The 1390-nt window shown below is 61.2% G+C and carries 2 protein-coding genes; one reads left to right on the forward strand and one right to left on the reverse strand.

Going from position 1 to position 1390, the window contains the following annotated elements:
- The coding region (locus ACO48X_RS10120) for an electron transfer flavoprotein subunit beta/FixA family protein (RefSeq protein ID WP_485001965.1) at nt 1-453 on the reverse strand (453 nt) is incomplete at its 3' end.
- A 377-nt stretch (nt 454-830) separates the two neighbouring features.
- Between ACO48X_RS10120 and ACO48X_RS10125 the strand changes: the two genes are divergently transcribed.
- A partial coding sequence (locus ACO48X_RS10125) for a TetR/AcrR family transcriptional regulator (RefSeq protein WP_485001966.1) occupies nt 831-1390 on the forward strand: 560 nt, incomplete at its 3' end.

The raw sequence follows: 1390 nt of genomic DNA on the forward strand, positions 1-1390 counted from the left end.
GGTCTTGGCGACCGCCGAGACGCCCTGGAAGGCCGGCCATCCGAGGAATCCGGCGACAAGGGCCGGCACAATCTTCGTGCCCTCGTCGATCGAGGAATCGCCGGCGAGCAGAATGTCCGCGCCTTCGACGGATTTGACGAGCTCCGCCAACGCCGAAGCGACCTTCGTGGCGTTCCATCCTGCGGTCGCGTCGTCGGCGACGACGACTCCCCTGTCGAATCCCTTCGACATGGCGTTCTTCTTGGCCATCGATCCGGCCACGTCGCTCTTGCCGACGGTGACGCCGACGAGCTCGACGCCCTCGGCGTCCGCGAGGTTGCGTCCCAGCTGGATTGCCACGGGATCGTATTCGGAAACGGCGGACTTGGCCCGCGACCAATCGACGACGCCGTCGGCGCCGACCGACGCATCCTGTGGATTGGCCGCGTACTTGTAAGCGACAACTACGGTCATTGAAGCCTCTCTCTTGTCTGTTGAGGGCCTGGCTGCACCACTGCCCTGTGGAAAGCGATTGCGTTTCGATGAAACGCGTCTTCGGCTCCATCAGTTTCCCACATTGCGCGCTGCGACGCCTTGCGGACAACCCCGGAGCCGATTTCGGACTTCTTACGTCCGAAAAAAGTTCTTTTCCAACCTCCGTACCTTTGCGGACACAGTGATTGTTCGATTGGAATCAATGTTACCCTGCTGCTCCTTCTGCAATGAGGACCAAAGACTTGCACACCCACGCGTCTGTGAGCCGTCTCTCCAAATTCTCAAGCCCATTGCGTATAATCGACGTTGTCAACGCAGCCGCGGGTCTTTGCCCGAACGAACGACGAGGAGATTTCGTGGTCGATATTCATGCAGTCCAACGCGGCCCCTTAGGGCGGCCTCGCAACGTCGAAGCCGACGGCAAGATACTCAAAGCCGCCCTGGATCTGTATGGCGACGCCGGATGGCACGGCTTCAACATGACGAAGGTGGCCAAGGCCGCCGGCGTCGGCAAATCGTCGATGTACACGCGGTGGGCCAACGTCGAGGAACTGTTCATCGAGGCTTTCCGGACCGTCGTGGCCGCGCCCGGGCCCGTCGGCGACAGTGCGCAAGAAGTGCTGTCCAACGAGGCCGAATATCGAATGCGGCTGTACCTCGGCGAACATGCGCAGGCGGTCAGACGCCTGTTCGTGGAGATGGCCTGCGAAGTCAATCCCGTGGTCCGCGCCGCTTACCTCCATACGTATCGAGACCCGATCGCCGCTATCCGCGCGCGCTTGTGGGAGTTCAAATCGGCCGGCCTTTTGCCGGAGGGGACATCCGTCACACGCCTTCTGGACGCCATCGAAGGCTCGGTGCTCATGCGCGCCTTTTCCCTCATGCCGGAGAACATAGAATGTTTCCTCGGCGAAAT

This window comes from Peptidiphaga sp., from assembly GCF_057238965.1.